Annotated in this window: 5 protein-coding genes; all 5 read right to left on the reverse strand. The window is 43.7% G+C overall.

Translation table 11 applies throughout. The annotated features are described in order from the left end of the window. The coding region (locus tag JWR61_RS28045) for a hypothetical protein (RefSeq protein WP_301930953.1) at positions 1–2,210 on the reverse strand (2,210 nt) is incomplete at its 3' end. Beyond that, on the reverse strand, positions 2,194–2,709 hold the full coding sequence (locus JWR61_RS28050) for a hypothetical protein (protein ID WP_301930954.1): 516 nt from the start codon (positions 2,707–2,709) through the stop codon (positions 2,194–2,196). The genes JWR61_RS28050 and JWR61_RS28045, both read right to left, overlap by 17 nt. After that, positions 2,672–3,121: a hypothetical protein gene (locus JWR61_RS28055; protein WP_301930955.1), complete on the reverse strand. Its 450-nt coding sequence runs from the start codon at positions 3,119–3,121 to the stop codon at positions 2,672–2,674. Before JWR61_RS28055 ends, JWR61_RS28050 begins: the two co-directional genes overlap by 38 nt. After that, positions 3,105–3,311, reverse strand: a complete 207-nt coding sequence (locus JWR61_RS28060; RefSeq protein WP_301930956.1) for a hypothetical protein — start codon at positions 3,309–3,311, stop codon at positions 3,105–3,107. Before JWR61_RS28060 ends, JWR61_RS28055 begins: the two co-directional genes overlap by 17 nt. 70 nt (positions 3,312–3,381) lie before the next feature. Beyond that, on the reverse strand, positions 3,382–4,276 hold an 895-nt coding region (locus JWR61_RS28065), incomplete at its 5' end, for a hypothetical protein (protein WP_301930957.1).

Below are 4,276 nucleotides of genomic sequence, written 5' to 3' on the forward strand. Positions count from 1 at the left end.
TGTTTGCGTTGGCTCTGTTTATCGAGGGCGTCGTTGATATGTCCGGCTGTTTGCTGAACTGTATCTACAACCTCTTGACGTTGCTTTAATGCAATGCGTTCATCGTCTTCCTCTTTCTTTTTATTGGCGGCTTTTTTCTGAATTACATCATCGTTGTAAATGGCATGTAAGTCAACCTTTAATTTTTCGTTAATTTTCCTGATCTCTTCAGCACGTATTTCATTATCTGTCACGCTGGCTTGCAATGCGATTCTTTCAGATTCAGCGATTTGTTCAAGCAGTTTTATTTTTAAGCCCCTTAGGCTTTCGGCTTCCGATTGTTGATTTTCAAATACGTACTCCCTTTGTTCGTTAAGCTTTGCGTTAAATAACTTCCCCTTGTTAAGTATCTCGTCGTTTGCTTTTTCGTATGCAAGAATATACGCCTCCTTTGCAATGTTGGCTTCGTTAATCTGCGCTTCCAAATTAATCTTGGCAATGTCCCGCCCGATGGCGGCAATACGTTGCAGTTTCTTAATTTCTTCGTCCTTAAGGGCGTCTAGGCTTTTAGCGTTTTCGATCTGCTTATCCTGGTTGTTTTTAATAATTTTGGAAAGCTCAGATACCGCCGCTTCGCCAAGACCCTTGCCTTCAAGCGTCCGCAATCCTTCTATTTTCTCTTTTAGTCTGATTGCGTCCTGTTCTTTCAGTAGATTGTTCTCGTTAAATTGGATCTTGACATACTTTTTAAAAATGGCGATTTCTTCGGCTGTTGTTTTTTGATTTACTGCCAATAATTGCGCGTTAATTTTCTTTCGTTCACTCAGTTGGTTTTTTTGATCCGCTAGCTCTATTTCAAGCATGGCCGCCTGAGCGTTCGCAGATTGCTTTTTCTTAAGTAGCAAATCTATTTCCTGGGTGGCGCGCGCTATGTTTTGTTCGCGTTCGCGTTGGGCGTTGATGCGGGTAGTATCTGCCAAATTATCTTCGGCCACCCTTTGCGCCATTAAAGCGTTATTCTGCGCCTCGTACAGTTCTTTTTTAGCTTTCCCTATGCCTATGTTGGCTTCACTTGCTGCAACTTCCTTGTTTGCAAGGGCCAATGTTAACTCTGCGGCTTTTAACTCGCCTTGTAGTTTCTGTTTGCCGAGGGCAATAGCTTTTTCCAAGGCGTTTGCTCGCTCAATAAACCCTATTGTTGTGTCGTTTGCAATCTCATTATAATCAACCTCGTCAAGCGCAGCCTGTTGAATCTCTAAAGAAAGCGCGCGCATTGCCTTTGCCGTTGCAGTTGTCTGGTCTACTAATTCCGAAAATAATTTAACGGCCTCTTTAACGTTGGTGTTTGCTCCCGCAACGCTTGCCGCTAATGCCGCCGCATTTATTTCAAGCCGTCGCAATCCAATACTGATACTTGTTTTATCTGCAAGGTCGCTAAGGCTCTGACTTGCGTTTACTGCTGCATCTTTTATTGCAATAAACAGCGCAATCGCAACTGCCGCAATTCCCCCTGCTATAATCTTAGCAGATGCGGCAAACTTTTTACCTGATGTTGCGGTTGAGTCCTGCGCGTCTCTGAATCTTTTAAAAGAAGCTGATACCCTTTCGATAACTCCACCAAGTGCCCCGGTTTCGTTTAAGGCATCTTTTATTGCGTCTTTATATGCTCCTACGGATCGCTGATTATCTCCTACGGTGGCGTCAATCTCCTTTAGTTTTTTGTCTAAATCCTGCGTGCTTTTTACAAGCGCCTTTTCTTCTGCTGTCAAGTCTCGGCCTGCCGCAAGTAGATCCTTTACCGCCTTTTTGTTTTCGTTAAGTGTTTTTGAAAGGCTGACATACGCGCGGCCTTGGTCAGCAACTGCTTTTGCAGCCTTGTCTCTTACTTTTCCTTCGTCTGCAACGGCCTTTCCTAGATCGCGCTCCGCTTTTATCTCCTGCTGGGTGGTTTTTAATTGCGCCTGTTTAAGTCGCTCCTTAACAATATCAAGTTCAACCAGGTGCTTTTGCGCAACCTCGATTTGCTTTAATTGCCCGTGATAATCGGATAAATCTTTGCTGTTCTTAAATGGATTGGCAATTAAAAGAGCCTTTGATTCTAGCAAAACATCTTTGAGCCCGCCTTTTACCTCTTCGAGAACCTTAACAAGTTGCTCGCCTCCCTCGATGGTGTCTTTAAATACACTATCCGCGATAACGTCAACCTGTTTTATCTTACTGCTTTTCGCCATTGCTTTGTTTTGCTTTTGCCTGGTAGTCTTTTTCTAAAATCTTCATGTATGAATAGTAGTCCTTTACGCTTGTCGTGGCTCCGTTTAACCGGAATCCCATGTACTTTTCCACCCTTGCCCGTACCTCGTTGGCATCACTTTTGACCTTGCCTTGTAGCACGTCTGCTAATTCCCTTTCCTTCATGGCTATAAAGACCTTGTTTGTTCGGTCTTCGGTTATGGTCAAGTCGATTTTTAAGACTTCTATTTCGCGTTTCAGTTCAAGCAATGCCCGGTAATCTTCATTAAGCCCGAACGTGTCTATAAATTGGTTGTAGATCACGCTCCATTGAGCCGCTAAATCGCTGTCTTTTACTTTTCCAGGTACATGTATCACATGTTTTAAATCGCTCGTCTCATGGATCGAAAACCAGTTATCAATCGGCATGTCGTTAATGCCCTGGTATAGCACCGCTTTCTTTTTAAACAAGTCCTTGAAGTAGGTATTCCAGTATAACATCCGGTGCGCGTTCTTTAATAATTTCAATTAGTTTTCCCATGCTATCCTCGCTTAATCCAAGGATCTCTTTTCCGTATCGCTTTGTTAAATCGGTCCCGTCTTTTTCGGCGTCTGCCTCGATAACAAAACCGCCGTCGACCATGACTATTTTAAAGGACTCGTAAAAATCACCTTTGTCTTTTAACGTCATGTGGGTGTACTCTTGTCCTGCCGCTTTTTTTTTAGCAATTGTGCTTTTTGCGTATGGAGGTAATGCATCTCCTTTTGAGTCCACTCCCCTGTCAAACAACTGGTCAATCCTGTTTAAATCCAGTATCTTTTTTTGAACCTTCTTGTCCTTTAGGACCAACTTAAACAGTAGTTCAGGGCTTAACTTTGTGGCCCGTATTGCTAGTTTACGCAGCGCCTCCATTGGCTTTTTTATACTTTCGGATGCCTTTTTCAACCTGGTGCCAGCAATGTTCTAAGTCCAGGCCGTGACCCTTGTTTGCAGGCTTATTGTACAGGTTAAAGAAGTCACTTTTCGTATATGGCAGCAATGCTTCAATGTGGAAGATCGTTTCGCCTACTTTGATATCGTATTGTCCTTGTGTTCCGTCCATGTCTTGAGGTATAGAAAAAAGGGCAAGCAATATGAACCGCTTGCCCTTTTTTATGAATGTTCTGTTTTAATTATGATACCGCTATGGCTGTGTTGATCCTCGAGAAATCGAATCCTGCTTTCGTGGCAGTCAGCGTGAGTGTTCCTGTGGTTTGCGTTGGGTATACAAATGCGTATACTCCTGGCGCGGTTTCGGTAACGGTCGTAATAACAATCACAGCAGAACCTTTCTTTAAAACGAAGTCGGCTTTTACAAGCCCCTCAATCTTCGCCGGGTGTGTAGGATCTCCGAAATCTGAAGTCATGGTAGCCGTGAAGGCTGTAGCCGTAATGGTGGTATAAACCGCGTTTACGTCGATCAATCCGTTTCTAAGCAGGAGGTTTGCTCCTGGCATATTCGATGCAAGTACAACACGTAGGTTTTCGTCTCTTTCGTCAGGGTGGAAGTTGAATTTCACTTCAATTTTTTGAGATACGTTGTCTTCTGCAAAGACCAAAGTTGCGTCTAATGATCCTTTGTCGATTCTGATACCGTAACCTAATCCGGCAGCAGTAGAAGAGAGGATCATGTTGCCTTCCGCGTCCACCAAAATAACCCCGATGTCTTGACATTTCCAGTCTTTAATTTTACCCAGATAAATAGCGCTTTGTTTTGAAAGAGTCATAACAACAGAGCGTACACCCTCGCGGATGAAGTCTTTTGTGTCATCTCCGTAAGTTTCAAAGATGCTTTCTGCTCTTGGACTTGTCACACTTGAAGCGCGCGGCAATGGATAGAGGCGGTTTGATGGGGTGGTGTTGTTAATCAATGCAAGAAAAAAGGCATCGTTTAACGGGGTAGCCCCGGTAATATCAATTGAATTGATCGTGCCGTCAGCCTTGAAGTACGGGAAGATAAAGACTTTCTTTATCGCTTTGGCAATCGGGTCACATAAGCTTTTCCCGGTGTTCGACATGGTGAGCGAG

The organism is Ferruginibacter sp. (assembly GCF_028288465.1).
Lineage (GTDB): Bacteria > Bacteroidota > Bacteroidia > Chitinophagales > Chitinophagaceae > Ferruginibacter.